The following is an 18,854-nucleotide window of genomic DNA, read 5'->3' on the forward strand; positions in this document are numbered from 1 at the left end:
GGCAATGGGTAATAAATTTGGACAGTGGTGATAATCCATCACGTTTTATATTTGTATGAAATGAATCTATTGTATAAAAATAGGTTGTTTTGTTAACTCTTCATCTTAGAAGGATTACTCATCAGCGAATTGAGGTGATTGATCTTGCGTCTTCCTATGTTTATGGCTAAAAGGCGACAGATGATTGCGATGGGGATTGCTGCTAGTGCCGCCGCTTTTCTAACGGCCTGTTCGACTCAAGGTCAAGAATTTAGCAGTGCTACACCACCAGCAGTAAATGTAACAAGCTCTGCAAATCAAGATCTTGATTCCCATCATCAATATGAGGCAATTCCGATTCAATGTGATGACCAAGGAAATGGGATCGCTCAAAAATCAAAGGTACTTGATCAGTTGCCAAGTGACTTGGGCAATGAAAGAAGTAAAAAATTGGCTGATGGTACTGTCGTAACCTATGTAAATAGTTTGCCAAACGCCGATGAGATGAGTCGAAACTTTTTTTTAGAGCAGTTACATTGTGCGAAAGGGAGATTTTCAGTAAGTCTCATATTGAATTTGAATAAGCAGCAGACCATTCCTGAAGAGCCAATTGTCATTGGAAAGCCAGTTGATCATGGGAAAGTTGAACTGGGAGATGATCAAATCCGCTTAGTTTATAACACTGATAATCCCAAACATTTTCCAGGTGGTCATCATGTGAATTATGTGGTAACTGAAACAGATCTTTTATATAATCGGTCAGAACGTTAATTGCTCGCAAGGAAAATTTCAACTGCCATACCACTAAGTTCGCCCGAAATAGAGCTGTGCCGATCATCTCTCCCACTCGCTCGATCAATCTGTCTACACGTCTTAACTGCTCATGATCGAGATTTACGGCGACGCTCCGATCTGGATTGCAGGTATCAAGTGTTATCGCTTGATGCCTTTTTATGTATAAAAGGTAGTACAGACTTAAATTGCTTGAGGTTATTTTTTATCTAGATTTTTTTTATGTTGGTCAACCCAGGGGTTAATATGGACAAACACTTCCTTTACATTGGGGAAATCATTCATTAGTTCTGTTTGTATTTGTAGGGCAATATCGTGGCCTTTCTGTACGGACAAATAACTCGGTACACTTACTCTTATATCAATGAGTATATAAGAGCCATGTTCACGTGCACGGATGCTATCAATCCTCTTAACCTGTGGAATTTGGAGGATTCTCTTTTCATATTGCTGAATGATCTCTTCCGCAACATTCTTGTCCATTAATATATCAATTGATTCTTTTCCCATCTGATATGACATTTTAAGAATAATAACGGATACAATGATCCCTGCCAGTGAGTCTCCATAGAGTAGGAAAGAGAGCTGAGATATATCAATGAGTTGTGCAAGCAAGGCACAACCGATTCCAACGACTACAGCGATAGAAGCGTAAACATCGGATAGATGATCATAAGCTGTTGCAATGAGACCTTTACTATTCTCTTGTCTGCCAATTCGAATCGTGTATAGATAGAGCCATTGTTTCCAGATCAGTGACAGCAGACCTGCTAAAAATGGTAAGAGATGTATCTCGGGAGCTGGAGAGAAAAAAGTTTTACATGATTCGATAATCATATAGAAGGATGCAAATACCAAAATGATTGCCACCAGCGCTGAAGCGATCACCTCAGCTTTTCCATGACCGTATGGATGATCATCATCGGGTGGTTGTTGAGAGATCTTCATAGAAAATAGTGAAGCACCTGATGCAAGTACATCTGCTGCATTATGAATGCCATCTGCTAAAAGTGATGGACTTTTAAAACCAAGACCTACAGTGATCTTACCTACTGTTAGGAAGATATTGCTGAGGAGACTAATCCATGCTGCAAATAATGCTTTTGATTTAGTTAGGCTCAAACTATTCACCTCAGGTAGCTTTTTTGACTTAGGGAAACATCAAAAATCCCTTGATCCATCAGGATCAAGGGATTTTTTTAAAATTTATGTGGGTAGGTGTTTGTCTCAATTTACTCACTCATTTTTAATAAGTTTAACCATCTCCATTATATTCGTTAATCAATATTCGTCAATAAGCATTATGCTCCTTCACACAAATACAAAAGGAGTATACGAGTTCATTGGTTTGTTTATCCATAGGGAATCGCATTTTGTTTATGATATGTTTTGTCGCCCATGTTTGTGAGCACAATTATCTTGTCCGATCCTCAAATGTAATTTTAGATACTGTATTTGTATTTTTTGCAGCCCAATGAATTCGGTCTCTTAGGGGGATGAGATTGAACGGAACTTGAGCTGACCAGCAGGAGGCAATCGGAGCAAAAAACAGCTTTGTCACAGATAATGTCTGTGCATTTGGTTGTTTGATATAGTAACCTTTTGTATCTGATGTTGAGTTATCGATCATTCCTACAATACCTGTCCCATAAGAAAGCGCACGTGGAAGGTTTTGTTTAAAGCAATGCTCATTTTCTTTTAACACATGTGTAGGAATCTCAGCTCTCCCTTCCAGTTCAGCACGTATTTGAATTCGTCGGTGGTTTTCCATAATTCCACTTGATACAATGATCCCTAACAAGTGAATGAGCATGCTTTGTTGTTGACTTGCTTGTAAGATTGCCTCCCAAACAGGAGTTTCAGTAGGCTCTAATGACGGAGGTTGGTATAATGTACCTTCTAATACTGCTACTCTGCCCTCTTGCCCTATGTTCTGTATCTCATGTATCATTTGCTGATTTACAAAATTTTCTTATTCTTTGGTAGGATTTTCTGGGTCTATGTGGAATTTTTCGAATATTCGACTAGGTTTTAGGTTTATATAAGGAATTGACTGTTTATGTAATTCTGCTCTTAATCGATTTGCTATTGTTGTCTTTCCAGAGCCAGGAATTCCAAAAAAACCATATAATGTTCCCTTTTCTTTATTCATTTATCTCGATCCAAACTCTTTTTTTGTTTAAAAAAGTCATCAGCTACCACGAATGAAGACGGATTCATGATTTTGTATACCCATGACTTTGGGGAAAGTTGGGGGATTAGTACTCGCTTGTGGTTTTTGATATATACAAGATTTGGAGATTTGAATGAATTATCAAATATAGCTTGTACTCCATTTGCATAGGACATCGCTTTTGATGCATTCATAAAAAAATGATCTACGTTTTGTTCCAGATTTTGAATGGGTACTTGATGTCCCTGAGTCAACTTTGCCCTCAGTTCTGTTCTATTGTGGTAATCTTTTGTCTTAGTAGAAATACCCACTAGGTATACATGGGTGCTTGCATTGTTTTTTTGACAGATTTGTAACATCTGCTCCCAGATGGGAGGTTCGTTTTGAGGTAGATGGCTGGGTGTAAATAAGCTGCCCTCGATTGTGGCACAGAGATTGTTTTTTGTAATAAAGTCTACTTGTTGCAGTAATAGACAATTCACTTTTTCTTCGTCTGCTTTTGTCGCACCCTCATGATTAATATGGAGTTTTTCAAAAATAATATCTGGATTAATCTGAAAGAAGTAGACCCCATTACTCTTGTAACGGTTTACAAAAGATTGAGCCACCGTTGTTTTCCCTGCTCCTGGTACACCAAAAAAACAGATGATGATCGCTTGCTTCATTTGAGGGGGGCGAAATTCGCTTATTTCCTCTGGTGATAATAATGCTAATCTGATCAAATCCTTTATGATGGACATATCTGACACCCTTTATTTCTATTATACAGAGTAGCAATACAATAGAGAAATATGTATTCCATCTCGATGGATATCCTTATTTGAGCAAAGGCAACAATTCTCATTCACCAAGATTCCACCAAATAATCCAAAACAAAAGGAAAATAAACCAAAAAGAAAACGAAATTATACACATTTTAATATGATTATCACAATTGATTCGAGAACGTTTTTAGTGAATTCTATATCGAACCAGATTGATTTTCAAGAGATCGATCCTACTGGTAAAACTGTATTAAAAATGTATTTTTCTGAGTTGCAATACAATCGTTTTTCAAATATCACCATTCCTGAGTCAGTCAAACAGAATTCACTATAAGTTCTATTGTTTGGTGTCACACTCTCTTCATTGTGATAATCAGATTGTGAGAGGGTAAACCCTCCCTCATCTGACAATTAGGTTTCGCTATATGGATGGGCTTTTGATAAAATTTTCTAATGCTGATAGCAATGATTCTGGTGCTTCATACATACTCATATGGCCTACGTCCTGTAATAAAACATGTTGAATATTGGGTCGGTCAGTTGTAAAAGCCCTTTTTGGAGGTACAACACCATCGTCGCTTCCAGCAACAACGAGAACAGGTAGCTGGGTATCTTCAAGTACTTTTACGCGATTTGGGCGATCTCTCATCGCATATAGCGCTGAAATTGCGCCTGCTTCACTGGTGTGATAACCAATTTCTTTCGCATATTGAATAGCGTCAGCATTGCGTTGATGGTGGTCTTGTGCAAAGAGTTTTGGAATTAACCCGTCGACAAATGGATGAACGCCATCTTTTTGAATAGCATTTATTCCAGCTTCTCGATTTTTCTTTGATTCCTCGGTATCTGGTAAGGCAGTAGAATGAATGAACGCAAAACGTGCTAATCGATGTGCGTATAATTCGGCAAATGCAGCCGTAATATATCCTCCTAAGGAATGACCGATTAAAGTTACTTGTGATAATTGAAGTTGTTCAAGAAACGAATCAATTTCAGCTGCATATTCTTCTATACTCAGGTTTTGGTTAGGCATTGAAGATGAACCATGACCAGGTAGATCTAGGACAATGACACGACTGTGGTTCGTTAACGATGAAAAGAGAGTGTCCCAATATCGATGATCACCCATAAATCCATGAATGAGGACAATAGGGTGTCCGTTTCCTTCGTCTTTATATGTGATTGTGGTATTGGATGAGGTTTTGATCGATTTCATTATAATAGTATCCTTTCAATATGTAATTTTGGACTTATATCTTAGTATATCAAGTTTAAGGATCATTACTATCATAGATCCTCCTTGGATGATTGATTTATGATTTGTCTGCGTTTTTCCATCGCACGATTCAATCTTGTCAGTAGTTGAGCAAACATCGTAACTTCTTCCGATGTCCAATCATGTGTCAATTCATGATATGCTTTTAGCCTTTTTTTCTGTGTTTTTTGAAGCACTTCTATTCCATTCTTTGTAATTTCAATCAGCTTGATTCGAGCGTCTTGAGGATGTACAAAACGACGAATATAGTTATTCTTTTCTAATATCCGAATTTGTCGGCTAATGGTAGACAAGTCGAGTTGAAAGTGCTCTGCCAATTCGCTAAGCCCTCTTACTCGAGATTCCATTAATTCTTTTAAAATTAGATATGAGGATCGCTCTAAACTCTCTTTATTTCGGTCTAATGCTTTTTTAAAATCAGCACGAAGCATGAGCATGACAATTTCGTGATCAATTTGATTGAGATTTTCGCTCAAATTTCACTTACCTCCCTTTCTTCGACCTTTACTTGTATGATACAAGTGATTGTTTGTATGACGCAAGTAAATGATCTGTTGAAACATAACCTAAATTCTATATTACGATCAAGAAAAAGATGGTTTATTTACAACTTGGAAATAATTTAGATCATTGATGGAAACAACCTATATCTAGAATGAACAGAGATATCAAACATGATCCACATAGTTGAGCTTTATTTTACCTAGGTAGGTCACCAAATTTTATCCAAAGGAATGATAGCAGTGTTTAGATTTTCCAGCGTTATTTTTTGTTTGCTTTTATTTCAATTTATATTAAGTGGTTGTTCAATCGATGTTGCTCCCAAAAACGACTCAAAACCAATCGAAAAAAATAATCAATCTACTGCTTTAAATGATTCTTCTTCGAATGATCAACTGGAATCCCAGCCAAAAACAGAAAGCAAAACGGAGAACAAGCCTCAAGTAACAACAAAAGATCATGAAAAACAGCATAATAAGAATACACAAGAAACAAGTTCAGTAAGTACAAGTAAGACCAAAACAAAAATTGATGTAAAAATCACGAAACGATATGAAGATGGGCTTGATTTGAAGGCTACTTTAATTCCTTCTAGCAAGGCAAAAGGAGTCTGGACTACAGAGTATTGTAAAAAAAGAGATGTGTACAAAGATAAAGAAGGAGTCCTCGATTTCGGTTACGGTTATAGTGACCTAGCGGAAAACTGCAATAGTTCGAATCTGTTCGTAGAATTTGATGGAAAAGTAGCAGGAAAGACAATAAAGGTTCAAACAAACTATAATTTAAGCTCCGAGAAGATTCAATCTCATCCTGTTGAACGTTAGAACCATTTTATCAATGAGTCCGGTCAATCATTAATCGGGCTTTTTTGTTTGGCAATTAGATAAATTCGTGAATTGCTCCGCTTGCAATTATCATCAACAGGAATTTTTTGTAGACATGACTTTTTATATAACATTAATCTATTAAAAAATTATTCAAGAGAGAGGGGACTGTCGTTGATTAACCAAATATTAGTTGTCGATGATGAAAAGGGTATCGCAAATGCGATTGCATATGCGCTGCGACGAGAGGGTTATGAAGTAGACACCGCCTATAATGGGAATATAGCATTAGAAAAAGCAGGTCAACTTTCATCATTTATTATGATTCTCGATATTATGATGCCTGAGAAAGATGGTTATATCGTATGCAGAGAGTTAAGAAAGATGCAATCTAAACAGATTGGAATCATTTTACTAACTGCAAAAAATGATATTGTAGATAAAGTACTTGGGTTAGAGCTAGGCGCGGATGATTATGTGACAAAACCATTTGATATCCGAGAGTTGTTAGCTCGCGTTAATTCATTAGCTAGAAGATTGAGTGATCGAGATATGAAAAGTTCCGATATTTTGCAGGTTGGCTCACTGACGATTGCAAAATCCCAACGAAATGCAATAATTGATGGAGATCAGCTAACATTAACACCAAAAGAATTCGATCTTTTAGTCTTGTTATTTTCTAATCAAGAACGTGTGTTTAGCCGGGAGGAGCTGCTAGAATTAATCTGGGGTGATGACTATTATGGAGGAACGCGCACAGTCGACATCCATATCCAGCGTTTGAGGAAAAAGCTGGGTATGGGCGGTCAGCACATGTTGAAAACTGTTTATAAAATTGGCTATAAAGCAAGTGTAAGGGAATAGATATGAGAATTCAATTAAAAGCAGCCTTGTTTTTAGCCGGTTTGTTGCTATTTACAATGAGTCTTTTTAGTATTTTGGTATTGCATGGAATCAAGGAAAACTACCAGAATCAAACACAAGGAATGTTGTATCAACAAAGCAAAGCTGCCAACCTCTTTTTGAAACATACTTACACCCAAAATCAATTGAATTCACCAGAGAAAGTTTTGTTCTCTGAAGTTTTTATTCATCAACTTAGTTATATGAGTAAGATGAGGGTCATGATCTATGATCAAAAAGAAGAGCAAATTGCTGATTCAATGGTCACAAACTCTCAAATTATTGCCCCAGATTTAACACGTGTTGCAAAGAAAGGGAAAATCGCATATAAAATTGTAGGAAATCAACTCATATATGTAGCACCTTTATACGGGATTGATCAACAAATCGGGATGATTCAGTTCATTTATTCTCTGCAATCTTATCTACAATTCTATAGCAGTATCGAACATTTGTTTATTCGTGTGGGTTTCAGTATTTTTTTTATTAGTTTTATTATTAGCTATCTATATTCCAAGTCGTTAACAAATGCAATATCCAAATTAAAAATAATGGCAGAAAGAATTTCAAAAGGAATCTATCTACATACACCATTAAAAAGAAAAGATGAGTTAGGGAAATTAAGTCATCAAATCGTAGATATGGGCAACACGATTGCGCAGAATATTGATCACTTAAAAGATGAACAGAAGAAGTTAGAACATGCGCTTCGACAAGTAAAGATGTTGGAAAGTAAACAAAAGATTTTTATCAATAGTGTTACACATGAACTAAAAACACCGTTAACAGTGATTCATACATATGTAGATTTAATGGACATGTATCAGGATGATGAAGAATTATTAAAAGATGCACGTTACCACTTAAAACAGGAGTCAGAAAGACTTCATGGAATGGTTGAAAGGGTACTTCAACTAGCATCAATAGAAAAATATGAATTTTCGATGCGTGCAGAGCTAGTAGAACTAGATATAATATTATTAGAACAGTGTAGAAGAATGAGTCAAAAAGCACAAAAATATCAAGTTTCGATTGAACATAACATTGAAAAATCCTTATATGTATGGGTTGATCAAGAGATTGTGATTCGTATCTTTTTAAATCTAATCGATAATGCGATCAAGTATAATCGCCCAAATGGAAAGGTTGAAGTATCTACAAAGCAGGAAGACGGGAAAATACGAATTTTCATCAAGGATACAGGAATCGGTATACCTTCAGAGCAGTGGGAAAGAGTTTTTGAACCTTTTTATATCGTTCATGAAGAACGTTCGAAAGAAACGGGTGGAAGTGGATTAGGACTCTCCTTAGTAAAAGAATGGGTGACACAACAAAGAGGGACAATCGAGATTTTAGAATCAAGTGATCAAGGTACTTGTTTTCTACTTACCTTTCCAAGATTCGATCTAGATCACGAGCATATACATCTAACGAAAGAGGATAGGAATTGAAAAAGTATTTCTTATTGACGCTGACCCTGGTTTTATCGGGTTGTATAAATGCAATGGAAAGTCAACCTAAGGTGAAAGTCATAGATGATCATCAATTAGCACCTTATAATCAATTGGTGGTTCAGAAAATTGATCAAATCTATAATCAAAGTGGGGAAGATTGGAAAGATGATCTAACCCTCTTGGTCGCGAGACCGAATTCTCAACTGCCGATTGGTTCCGAGTTAGATGATGGGACAAAGACGCCATATCTAAACCTTTATCAATATCAATTAAACAATCGGCAAGCAAAGCTTGTGAAGGGAGAAGCAAGTAATCAAGTAAATGCAAGATATTCCCCTAATAAACGACATATCTTTTATCATTCCATTCAAAATATTGACCCAATCGGCAAAGGAGTTATTATTGATTTAATGAATCAATCTGTTCATCCAGTAGAAACCAAAATGGAATTGGATCAAGCCATGGGGCAATGGATAAACTCACAACAAATTATTTATGCTACTTTCGAAACAAACCAAATTTATTTGATGAACATTGCGGGTAAGAGTCAACATATTCCCATCTCAAAACCATTGGCAGTAGATGGAATTGCTAAGTTAGGTCAGTATATATATTTTGTGACCCCTGATTCAAAGCTATATCGTTTAGCAGGGAAAAAATTGAGTCTGATGAAAAATGATGTTCAAGCGTTTGCTTTTTCTCCAAATGGACAACGATTGATTCTTCGATTGGCAAAGCCAGATCACCATGAGCAAGAAAGCCTGACGATCACTGATCGAAATGGAAATGAGCAGTCACCAGTCATTCAGACAGGAGGCTCAATTGGAGAAGTAAGTTGGTCGCCAGATCAAAAAACGGTTGCTTATTCTGTGCTTGCAGATGATGAGAAAAAAAGGGGGCTTTTTATTTACAATATCCGAACACAACGAAGCACAAAAATATTAACAGATCAAACTACCTTTTCTAACCTGAGATGGAGCCCATCTGGTAAAAAATTATCGGTTACGGATACTATAGAAAAGGAAGGAAAATATACTTATTTAAATTCAATCATTTCATTTAAGTAATCAAAAGTTTACAACTCAGAAACATTTTGGATGATTGTTGGAAATACATCTTCTTTAGAATAAAAGAGTAATAAAACAAAAGATTGATTCGACATCAAAGAATGTGGAGATTTCGAATCAATAAGAGAGAACCAATTTTTGTGAGTCAATCAGGAGGTACTTGGATGATCAAAGTAGGAAAAGTAATTGTCGCTACTGCCGTTTTAGCAGGAGGATTTTTTGGTGCTTTTACAACGAATGAAGTGAGCCATGCAGCACCAGTTGTCAAAACAGTGAATGTACAGCATCAAAAGACGATTAAAGATACAGTAAACAAAGCAAAACAGGGAAAAACCATTAACAGTGATAAAACCGGAGTCGGCTCTACTAGCGCTCAGATTAAGAAGCGTTGGGGTAAACCAGATGCAGGTTCTGATAAAGAAAATTTATATTACAGCAAATGGAGATTATATTTCCAATTGGAGCATGACAAAACTGTATCTCTATATTCTAATGACAAACGATTTGATAACATCACTGTCCAAGAAGTGAAAAAAGAAGCAGGTCAAAAACCATATAAAACACGCTCTGGAGCAGATGCATACTACCTTGATTACAAAGAAGGCAAGTATACTTTGACATTTGGATTCTACTATGATGATCATGGGAAACCTAGCACATTGAAAGAAGTTTCTGTTTCTAAGTAGTAAAAATAAAGAAAAAGAAGGCCCACAGCAGAGAAGCTATGGGTCTTTTTTATGCTTAATTTGGCCATCCCCATCGTAATGAGGGGTTATTCATCATAGATATCTTTTGGATGTAAAAAGAAAGCAAAATAAATATATCAGGCACATCAATGAAATAAATCCAAATCCACCAAATATATCAACTTTGGAAGCGAAAAAACCAAAACCTACACCTATTAACATAATAAAGATTTTCTCGCCTAGATTTTGAAAGGAATCAAGGGTTGCGCGTAAGGAAGAATCAATTCTGTGATGTAGGTAACCTGTTGTGGTTGGCTCGATTAGTCCTGTACATATACAAATGATGAGTATCATGATCAAGCTTGTTATGTTGTGTATCCAAGTGATATAGAGAAAGCAAAATGTGATTGCACTAAGCATGACGATGAAAATAGTACGATAAGGATAACGGCGTATCAATATATGTGCAAACAGGTTGCCTGGTATCCTCGATATCATCATACTAGCAGAGAATAGACCGAAATAGAGAACGGGTATGTTTAGTCCTTTTAAATAGAGCTGCCAAAATTCATCGATGTAATTTAAAACAGCGCCTGTAATCATACCTGTCAGGACAGTTAGATAAATTCCTGGGTGGTTCCGAAAAAAACGCAGTGAAGTGACTACATAGTCTTTGATAGAAGTTAATTCATCTAGTTCGCTTTTGATAGGTGGTTCTACTAATGTAAATGATAAGCATAAGGCGATTAACATACTGATCAACGAGATCCAATAATTAAATTCAAATCCAAAACGATGGGCAAGAAACCCTCCAGATAATGCTGCAAGCAATGCTGATATGAGCTCTATTGCATGAAGTCGTCCTACATATTTTTCAAATGTACTTGCATTTCCTGTAAACAATAGAGAATCAAACAATAATGCTTTCTCTGAACCACTGATGGAAGCATTTCCTATACCTGCTATTAACATGACAACAGCAAAATGCCAAAAACTTGAGGCAAAGACTAAGATCAAGAATTCGAAGCACCCTAGCAATATACCTAATATGATCATCTGTTTACGACCCCAGCGATCGGCAATGATCCCAGTGGGGACTTCAAATAAAATCACAGTGAGTGAATAGATCATTTCTGCATAGACTACTTGTGCAATGGTTATTCCGTGCTGTTCCCAAAATAATCGTTCAATCACATAGGCCAAAATGAAGTGGTTGAAAAAACAGATTAAGTACAATTTTTTCGTGTTATTGAAATCGTTCACACCATTCATTCCTCTCTTTTTGAAATCCATTGACTTGGATTTCGGAGGAGGAGATCGTGAACGAGTATCGTGTCCGGTTTAGCTAGGAGGACGGATATTTGACATTTTTCTCTCTCATTTCTATATGGATTGAGTTCTCATACAGGCATTCCATGATTCTTTGGTGTTAGATAAGAGTAAGCAGATGATTCCAATTATAAGTATACAATCTAAACGCTCAAAAGTGGGGAGATAACTATCGATTTTAATGACTTCTGATCGAGGAACTTATCGATGAAATGTTAGAGAACTTAAATGAAATATTTCTGAAACTAACGAAGTAAATACAACAGAGGATAAATCCTAACAGATCGTAAGAAGGGTTCGTTAATATCCTATGATTCTTTCAAGATCCTATGGCACTTTTAAGTGCGTACTTCCCATATGTATCGATCATATTCATACTAAACGTTATAAACCTAGATTAAATGAAAGAAGGGACCAAGATGAAAGTTTTAACAGTAGTCAGTCACCCTAGAAGAAATTCGCTTACGTTTGCCGCAGCAGAAAAACTGGTTCAAGGTTTAAAAGATGCAGGACATGATACGGAGATTTTAGATTTACATCGGATTGGTTTTAACCCTGTACTCTGGGAAGCGGACGAACCCGATATTTCAGTAGAGCGCCCTCAGTACTCTCCAGAAGTAGAACGGGAAATCGAAAGAATGGATCAGTTCGATGGATTAGCATATGTTTTTCCACTTTGGTGGTATAGCTTGCCCGCCATGTTAAAAGGATATATCGACCGTGTCTGGAATTATGGATATGCATATGGTACAAGTAAACTTCATCATCAGCATGTATTATGGTTGATCCTAGCTGCTGCAGGTTCTCAAGATCTAACGAAACGAAAATATGATGAGATGATTGATCATTATCTTCATGTTGGATTAGCTGATTATGTTGGCATCCCAGATTCTAAAGTCGCATACTTGTATGAAACGTTGAAAGGCGATCCAAAACATATTGAACAATTACTGGATCAAGCGTATCAACAAGGACTCAATTATGGTAAAGAATAAAAGATAATCTTTGAAGCAGCTTCGAGGATTCAAAATAATCGTGATTCCGGAACCCATATTGGGAATATTTCGACCAATGACCATATGCACCCACCTGTCCACCCTTCTGATCAGGGATGGGCGGCGGGTGCGGTTGGCGTACTTCAGAGTAGGATCAGTTTTGAGAGACCAGGGTCACCAGACCATCATCGTTGATCTTCCACCATTCGTTGCCGACGAGGTTCGGAAACCTCAGAGCGGCGGGCAAGTGTTCCTTCCCCTCCGGTCCACTCAAGCATCCGTTGTCCGTCATCTGCTTGACCTGGAAGGTGTTCTGCGAGTGGTTGATCGTCAGATTGAGCCCGCCTCCAGAGATCCGGGTGCAGGTTTGACCGTCGATCTTCTCCGGTTCCACCTGCACATCGTCCAGGTTGCCGGGGAAGAAGTCCACCCAACCGAACTTGTTGTAGATCGACACGAGGGAAGTGCCGCGGACGAGCTCGAACTGGAGGGTACGGGCGTCCGTCACAGTGCCCTTGTGGTCGAACATCCACCATGAGCTGCCCGTGAGTTCCACCAAGGTGCTGTCGGGAAGCCCCTCGATCATGGCCACACAGCCGCCTTCCGGGCTCTGCGTCACCTGGAAGATGTTCAAGGCATGGTCGATTTTCAGGTTGAGCCCGCCTCCGGAGAGGTTGGTGTAACGCTCACCATCGATGTTCGCTTCTTTCTCACTGATGGCGAAATTGTCGTCGGGGTAGAAGATGACACTGCCGCGCCCGTCAGTGACCTCGATCGAGAGATAGTAGGAGCGATCGCTGGGCATGATGGTGCATTCGAGCTTCCTGATGGGGTACTCGTCGACGTCGACGACGATGATGTCGTTGTCGTCCATCATGATCCTCCAATGGTCAGAAACCAACCTTAGATATGTCATCTCGATTTCTCGAAGCTTCACATCAAGGTCGATGCGAATCCCGCGCGGGTGCATGTGCGGAATAGGGCGTTTAGCTATTTTCAATATAAGGAAAAACGGAAATTTGTGCAATGGTGCGTTCATTATCAAATAAACGTAGAGATAAAATGAATTTATATATTGGCGAACTGATAAGAAACTGATTAAGTGATACGAGAAAAGGAGATGCTTGATCTAGAATTGCTCAACTTTTAAGTTGCACAAGAAATTTATGATATGAATAGGGGATATTATCCAACTTTATATACAAGTATTTACAATTCGTTTAATTAGGGTTTCTATCGTTTGTAGAATTTTATAATATAAGGGTAACTCTTACATTTGAAACGAGGTGCTGTTGTTGAGCGCGCAAAGTTTATTTAAACAACTTGACTATTCCTCTACTCATTTTCCAATAGATAAGGAAGAAACGTTAAAAGCTTTGTATGTTGGTGAATTTGGTAGTTTAACGGTTGAAGAGATTAACGCAGTTAGGATGGAGATTCAACAGCATCGTTCACATTATCGAAATCTTGGTAACTTAGACGTCCAACAAAGCCGTATTGATAGTTATCAAGCGATTCAAGAGGATCAGATGAACATATGGTTTGGGGAAAGCTGGGGAGTATTGCAACAAGATGCAAGGACTTTTGAAGGATCTATATACGAGGCGATAGTCCCTACATACTCTAAAAAGGAATTCATGGATAAAAGGAGTAGTTTACAACTTCTTCAAATGGAAATTGATTTGCAACAGAATGAGTTTAAGCAAGCGATTAATCATTTACCCGCTGAACAAAGAAATTTTCTCTCGAATCGGATTAACTTTTTTAATCGAGTTCAGAATAACATCACACAAGCGTTTGAACAGAGTAAATCAAGTCCAGATGTATTATTTCGGCAAATTCCCCGTGTGAAAGAGAGTGAAGTGGCACAAGGGTTTTATGATTTAGCAAAGGGTAACGTTCATACATTACATCCAGAGCAAACAGCAACTATGAAAAACCGTCTGAGCGAGTATTTGTTTGCATCTAGTGAATTGAATCAAGTGTTAAGGGATCATTTTCCTTTTTATCTTGATCATATTGGAAATTTGCAAACTGGAGCCGAGTTAACGGATACTGATCGTGCCGTATTTCACGCATCAGATAAGATGCATGATGCAGAACGAAATTTCCGAGGAAATAAAGCAACCTCGTTAATCGCTACTGTAGGTCAAAAACTTTCCTTTGAAACCACTCACGGAAAAAATAGTCCCAATCAGCAGTTAACATCAGACCAGCAAGAAAAAGTAGCGGAAGACTTAAAAGAGATATATGAATTATTGACTATGACCAAGAATCAAAGAAATGAAATGTTTGGACAAGCAAGTAGGGCATTTGGATCTGATCCATATATGATCACTCAGTTGCAACACTCAGATCAACTATTCAGTACAGTTGAACAAAATTTGGGTCAATTGGCAAAAGCGAATTGGCATCTATCACAGCCTGAGCAAAAACAAACAGCAAGACAAAAACTAAGTGGGATGTTCCGAAAGTCATTGCAAGTTGCACAAAAACCATTCAAACCGAAAGGTCTAATATCAAAGCGAGAAAATGAATCAGGACGGGAATCAGCTCGATAACACGTATCCAAATTAGTTGGGTGAAAATGATAGAGCTTGATAGATAAAGTCATGGGATGCTTGTGATTGGGGTTCATGGAGACATTCCGATCCGGCTTGTAATGATGTGTGGCTATCTCATTTATCTAAACCTTATAAAATGGAATCGAATATTGGAGAGTATGAATGGTCGCTTGAAGATGTATGTATCATTCCATTCAAATGATGGTTTGTGAGGTTGTTTGGATAAAGGAGCCTATTCAGAGCGGAAAAAGCGATGCCCCGCGCCGCCCCAAAGGGACGGCACGGGACACAGCAGTTGATGCTCGGTTCCGGAGGCTCAGGAGGTCGCGGCGATGACCTCGCCCTGGTCGTCGAACGACCACCAGGTCAGGCCGGTGAGGTGAGGCTGACCGAAGGTGTCGGGCTCGTCGTTCCTCCCGTCGATCGAGCTCAGGCACCCGGTCACCGTCATCTTCACGACCAGGAAGCAGCGGTGCTTCGTGTCGACGATGATGTCGAGCCCGCTGCCGCTGATCCGGATGATGGGGCCCTCGATCACCTGGACGTCGTCGATGTCGGTCGGGAAGAACTGCACCCGTCCGCGCTCGTCGGTGATCTCCACCGTGGGGCTGCTGTTGTGCCCGCCGCGCTTGATCTCGTAGCTGATGGTCCCCGTCATGGGAGTCCTCCTTGGGCTAGGCATCAATCTTGACTGTTGTCTCGATTTCTCGAAGCTCCACATCCAAGTTGATGCGAGTTCCGCATTGCGGTGTATCTGCGGAACATGAACGATTGTTACCCCTCATCTAACCATAAATCTAATAAATAAGCAATCTTGTAACATTCAATTAGTTATTAGCACCAATAAATCCGATTTATACTACTTGTTCAAACTAACCTATGTTCACCACAATATCTTATGAAGCAAAGACATTTATCATCTATAGATTTGACTTACTATATAGAAACTAACTATTTCGTATATTAATTTCCGTATTGATAAAACTAACATGATTAGTTATTATAATAATAACATTAATCATATGACTAAAGGGGCTAATATCATGCGCTTACAAAAAATAGGCAATGTTTATCAATTCACTTTTTTACCACGACTTTTCCCTGTAAATTGTTATCTAGTGGAAGAAGAGAATGAATTGACATTAATTGATTGCGCATTACCATATAGCGATCAATCTATTTTGAGGACGGCAAATAAATTAGGAAAGCCTATTACAAAGATTGTGTTAACACATGCAGATGATGATCATGTAGGTGCGCTTGATCGGTTAAAAGAAGCATTACCCATGGCTAAAGTTTTGATTTCTGAGCAAGAAGCAAAATGGGTGGGATTATTAGAAACAGACTCAGACAAACCTGTTCGGGACAAGGCCTTTCCGTGTAAGACAAAACCAGATCAATTGATTGTAGAAAATGATGTGATTGGCTCTTTACGGGTTATTTCTACACCTGGACATACGCCTGGTTCCGTTTCATTTTATCAGGAGGCAAGTGAAATGATGATTGTAGGCGACGCTTTTCAAACACGTGGAGGTGTAGCAGTAGCTGGCGATACACGTTGGTTATTTCCGTTTCCAGGCATCTGTACAGTGAATCAGGAACTTGCCATAGAAAGCGCAAAAAAAATAGCAAGTCTGCAGCCATCTTTCCTAGCTACAGGGCATGGAAATATGTTAGAGAATAAAGGGGAAATCCTAGCAAAGGTCATAACGAGAGCAGAAAATAAATGGCTAAAGGAGTACAAAAATGTCTCCGAGAAAAGGGCTTGATCAACAAAAAGTATTAAAACAAGCGACTCAAATTGTGAATGAACAAGGTTTTAACCAGATTACCATTGCGGCATTAGCGAAATCATTAGATGTTCGTTCACCCTCTCTGTATAATCATTTTTCTGGGCTTTCTGATTTACAAAAGCGCTTGGCCTTATATGCTTTAGAACAGTTGGGAGATTCCTTGATGCGTTCAGTTATCGGAAAATCAGGTGATATAGCAGTTCGTGCACTTTGTGAGGCATATCTAAATTTTGCGAGAACAAATCCCGGATTATATGAAGCGATCTTACATTTTCCAGCAAAGTTTGATAGACAGGTTGAACAGGCCGGGGATCAAATCATATCAATCATAGTAGAAGTCTTACGAAGTTATGGTTTTTCCCAGATACAGATGATTCATGCAATCAGGAGCTTACGTAGTATTGTTCACGGTTTTGCTACATTAGAACAGGCAGATGGCTTTCAAATGGATGTAAGTCGGGATGAGAGTTTTGACTTTCTGATTACGTTGTATATCGATGGTCTGCACAAACAAAGAGAGGATCATTCAAATAAAAAGCCGTCTAAAAATTAGACGACCCAGACTGATGAAAAAACCTAACGATCGAGTGGAGAGGTGACCGGTAAAGCTCTATTTCGGGCGCAACTTAGCGGAATGGCGGCTGAAGCGGCATTTCTTTTCGGGAAAACTGTTCGAGTCTCCGCAGGCGGATGCCGGAGGAGGCGAGTTTTGCCCGGCCACAAAGGCTGCCAGACTGCGACAGCCGCTCATCTTTGCAAGCCTGGACCAGAGCGTCGCCGTGAACCACGATCACAAGCAGGTTCTTCATTATTCTTTTGTAAGGTTTTGGGTTTGTGGTTCTGTGATACTCTTTCTAGCTTTTGCTTTCTTATATAAAAATGTATACAATTTTATATATTGTCCAACCAAAATCGCATTTAGGATGGTACCTTCGCGAATAAACATGATTTTACTCAAGAAGATTAATCCAATACATGCAGAGATAATTAGCAATGAGCAATCGAAAGCCGTTTTGATATTACCCCATTTCTTTTTGGTACGTTTAAATACTGTATCTACAAACATATCAATCGGCATTAGAACAAGGTTAGCGCGAATCATGAGAAATAGCCCAAAGGCAAGAGCAGCATCTGCAATAATGAGCAGGATTACTTTTGCATAATAGACATCCAGTTGTATAAAATTAGTGATCGATAAGTTAAGATCTAAAAATAAGGCGAGCGCAAAGGCTGGGATCAACGAAGCAAAGTTTGTTAGCTTAAACGCTTTTGGCAACACCAAAAATGTTAACAACAACATGATGAGTTCTAGAATGAAGTTGTAAGTACCTTGGGATAGTTGAGGGAAAATCACCGTCATTGTCCGAGTTAGACCACTTTGGGGTGATATGCCAATACCCGCTCTAATGGATAAACTAACACCCAAAGTCAAGATATAAATACCGACTAAATACATGATCCATCGCTTGGTTAAACTACTATTACTTTGCATTTCGGCTATAACAGCATTCTTTTCCATTCACAACCACCCCTTTTATTCAAGAAGATATTTTTAACCTGAAATTCAAAAGCGCATGATGACAGTCATTCAACAGTGAGATATAAATTTGGTTTCATTCATTGAGCCAAGTTGTAATAGGATAGTTAAAGCGCTTTCAAATGAATCAAATTGCGCGGCTTTGTCCTTTTGCTTTTCGATCAGGATCAGAATGTTCATGGTTGAAACTTTCATATACTGTGAAGTAGAGTGCCCC

At 38.5% G+C, this 18,854-nt stretch carries 20 protein-coding genes; 10 read left to right on the forward strand and 10 right to left on the reverse strand.

Going from position 1 to position 18,854, the window contains the following annotated elements; genetic code table 11:
• Window positions 1–144: 144 nt before the first annotated feature.
• Entirely contained in the window at window positions 145–750 is a 606-nt protein-coding gene (locus BUB71_RS08690) for a hypothetical protein (protein ID WP_073154454.1), read from the forward strand.
• 219 nt (window positions 751–969) lie between these two features.
• On the opposite strand, the gene BUB71_RS08695 is transcribed toward BUB71_RS08690, so the two are convergent.
• The 6 genes from BUB71_RS08695 to BUB71_RS08720 all read right to left on the reverse strand — a co-directional run bounded on the left by BUB71_RS08695 (window position 970) and on the right by BUB71_RS08720 (window position 5,460).
• Window positions 970–1,893, reverse strand: coding sequence for a cation diffusion facilitator family transporter (locus tag BUB71_RS08695; protein ID WP_073154455.1), 924 nt, complete (start codon window positions 1,891–1,893; stop codon window positions 970–972).
• Window positions 1,894–2,185: 292 nt separating this feature from the next.
• A complete protein-coding gene (locus BUB71_RS08700) occupies window positions 2,186–2,722 on the reverse strand; it encodes a hypothetical protein (protein WP_073154456.1) in 537 nt (178 codons plus the stop codon).
• A gap of 21 nt (window positions 2,723–2,743) precedes the next feature.
• Window positions 2,744–2,923, reverse strand: a complete 180-nt coding sequence (locus tag BUB71_RS08705) for an AAA family ATPase (protein ID WP_073154457.1) — start codon at window positions 2,921–2,923, stop codon at window positions 2,744–2,746.
• Window positions 2,920–3,684: an AAA family ATPase gene (locus tag BUB71_RS08710; RefSeq protein ID WP_073154458.1), complete on the reverse strand. Its 765-nt coding sequence runs from the start codon at window positions 3,682–3,684 to the stop codon at window positions 2,920–2,922. Before BUB71_RS08710 ends, BUB71_RS08705 begins: the two co-directional genes overlap by 4 nt.
• Window positions 3,685–4,129: 445 nt before the next feature.
• The gene (locus tag BUB71_RS08715) at window positions 4,130–4,924 is read right to left on the reverse strand and encodes an alpha/beta fold hydrolase (protein WP_084731324.1); all 795 of its coding nucleotides are present in this window, start codon (window positions 4,922–4,924) and stop codon (window positions 4,130–4,132) included.
• A 71-nt stretch (window positions 4,925–4,995) separates the two neighbouring features.
• Window positions 4,996–5,460, reverse strand: a complete 465-nt coding sequence (locus tag BUB71_RS08720) for a MarR family winged helix-turn-helix transcriptional regulator (RefSeq protein WP_084731326.1) — start codon at window positions 5,458–5,460, stop codon at window positions 4,996–4,998.
• Between the two features lie 267 nt (window positions 5,461–5,727).
• Between BUB71_RS08720 and BUB71_RS08725 the strand changes: the two genes are divergently transcribed.
• From BUB71_RS08725 to BUB71_RS08745, 5 genes are all read left to right on the forward strand, one after another.
• The gene (locus BUB71_RS08725; protein ID WP_073154460.1) at window positions 5,728–6,309 is read left to right on the forward strand and encodes a hypothetical protein; all 582 of its coding nucleotides are present in this window, start codon (window positions 5,728–5,730) and stop codon (window positions 6,307–6,309) included.
• A gap of 174 nt (window positions 6,310–6,483) precedes the next feature.
• Window positions 6,484–7,173 (forward strand): response regulator transcription factor, encoded by a 690-nt coding sequence (locus tag BUB71_RS08730; protein WP_073154461.1) that lies wholly within the window; start codon window positions 6,484–6,486, stop codon window positions 7,171–7,173.
• A gap of 2 nt (window positions 7,174–7,175) precedes the next feature.
• Window positions 7,176–8,663 carry a HAMP domain-containing sensor histidine kinase gene (locus BUB71_RS08735; protein ID WP_073154462.1) on the forward strand — a complete coding sequence of 496 codons (1,488 nt, stop codon included), beginning with the start codon at window positions 7,176–7,178 and terminating at the stop codon, window positions 8,661–8,663.
• Complete coding sequence (locus BUB71_RS08740; RefSeq protein ID WP_073154463.1) at window positions 8,660–9,733, forward strand: TolB family protein; 1,074 nt, start codon at window positions 8,660–8,662, stop codon at window positions 9,731–9,733. Before BUB71_RS08735 ends, BUB71_RS08740 begins: the two co-directional genes overlap by 4 nt.
• Before the next feature lie 164 nt (window positions 9,734–9,897).
• The gene (locus BUB71_RS08745) at window positions 9,898–10,419 is read left to right on the forward strand and encodes a DUF4309 domain-containing protein (RefSeq protein WP_073154464.1); all 522 of its coding nucleotides are present in this window, start codon (window positions 9,898–9,900) and stop codon (window positions 10,417–10,419) included.
• Window positions 10,420–10,512: 93 nt separating this feature from the next.
• On the opposite strand, the gene BUB71_RS08750 is transcribed toward BUB71_RS08745, so the two are convergent.
• A complete protein-coding gene (locus BUB71_RS08750) occupies window positions 10,513–11,682 on the reverse strand; it encodes an MFS transporter (protein WP_084731371.1) in 1,170 nt (389 codons plus the stop codon).
• Window positions 11,683–12,167: 485 nt separating this feature from the next.
• Between BUB71_RS08750 and BUB71_RS08755 the strand changes: the two genes are divergently transcribed.
• Window positions 12,168–12,743, forward strand: coding sequence for an NAD(P)H oxidoreductase (locus tag BUB71_RS08755; RefSeq protein ID WP_073154466.1), 576 nt, complete (start codon window positions 12,168–12,170; stop codon window positions 12,741–12,743).
• Window positions 12,744–12,897: 154 nt separating this feature from the next.
• Here the strand turns inward: BUB71_RS08755 and BUB71_RS19070 are convergent, their stop codons facing one another.
• A complete protein-coding gene (locus tag BUB71_RS19070) occupies window positions 12,898–13,620 on the reverse strand; it encodes a hypothetical protein (protein ID WP_139279040.1) in 723 nt (240 codons plus the stop codon).
• 418 nt (window positions 13,621–14,038) lie between these two features.
• On the opposite strand from BUB71_RS19070, the gene BUB71_RS08770 reads away from it, so the two are divergent.
• Entirely contained in the window at window positions 14,039–15,304 is a 1,266-nt protein-coding gene (locus tag BUB71_RS08770) for a hypothetical protein (protein WP_073154469.1), read from the forward strand.
• Window positions 15,305–15,623: 319 nt separating this feature from the next.
• Here BUB71_RS08770 and BUB71_RS19075 read toward each other — a convergent pair whose 3' ends face one another.
• Window positions 15,624–15,965, reverse strand: a complete 342-nt coding sequence (locus tag BUB71_RS19075) for a hypothetical protein (RefSeq protein WP_139279041.1) — start codon at window positions 15,963–15,965, stop codon at window positions 15,624–15,626.
• Between the two features lie 385 nt (window positions 15,966–16,350).
• Here BUB71_RS19075 and BUB71_RS08780 point away from each other — a divergent pair, with 385 nt between their 5' ends.
• Together BUB71_RS08780 and BUB71_RS08785 are read left to right on the forward strand one after the other, a co-directional pair.
• Window positions 16,351–17,076, forward strand: a complete 726-nt coding sequence (locus BUB71_RS08780) for an MBL fold metallo-hydrolase (RefSeq protein WP_073154471.1) — start codon at window positions 16,351–16,353, stop codon at window positions 17,074–17,076.
• The gene (locus BUB71_RS08785; RefSeq protein ID WP_073154472.1) at window positions 17,054–17,653 is read left to right on the forward strand and encodes a TetR/AcrR family transcriptional regulator; all 600 of its coding nucleotides are present in this window, start codon (window positions 17,054–17,056) and stop codon (window positions 17,651–17,653) included. Before BUB71_RS08780 ends, BUB71_RS08785 begins: the two co-directional genes overlap by 23 nt.
• 255 nt (window positions 17,654–17,908) lie before the next feature.
• Here BUB71_RS08785 and BUB71_RS08790 read toward each other — a convergent pair whose 3' ends face one another.
• Window positions 17,909–18,619, reverse strand: a complete 711-nt coding sequence (locus BUB71_RS08790) for a YczE/YyaS/YitT family protein (protein ID WP_073154473.1) — start codon at window positions 18,617–18,619, stop codon at window positions 17,909–17,911.
• Window positions 18,620–18,854 lie beyond the last annotated feature (235 nt).

The sequence above is a fragment of the Seinonella peptonophila genome, assembly GCF_900129355.1.
GTDB classification, from domain to species: domain Bacteria; phylum Bacillota; class Bacilli; order Thermoactinomycetales; family Thermoactinomycetaceae; genus Seinonella; species Seinonella peptonophila.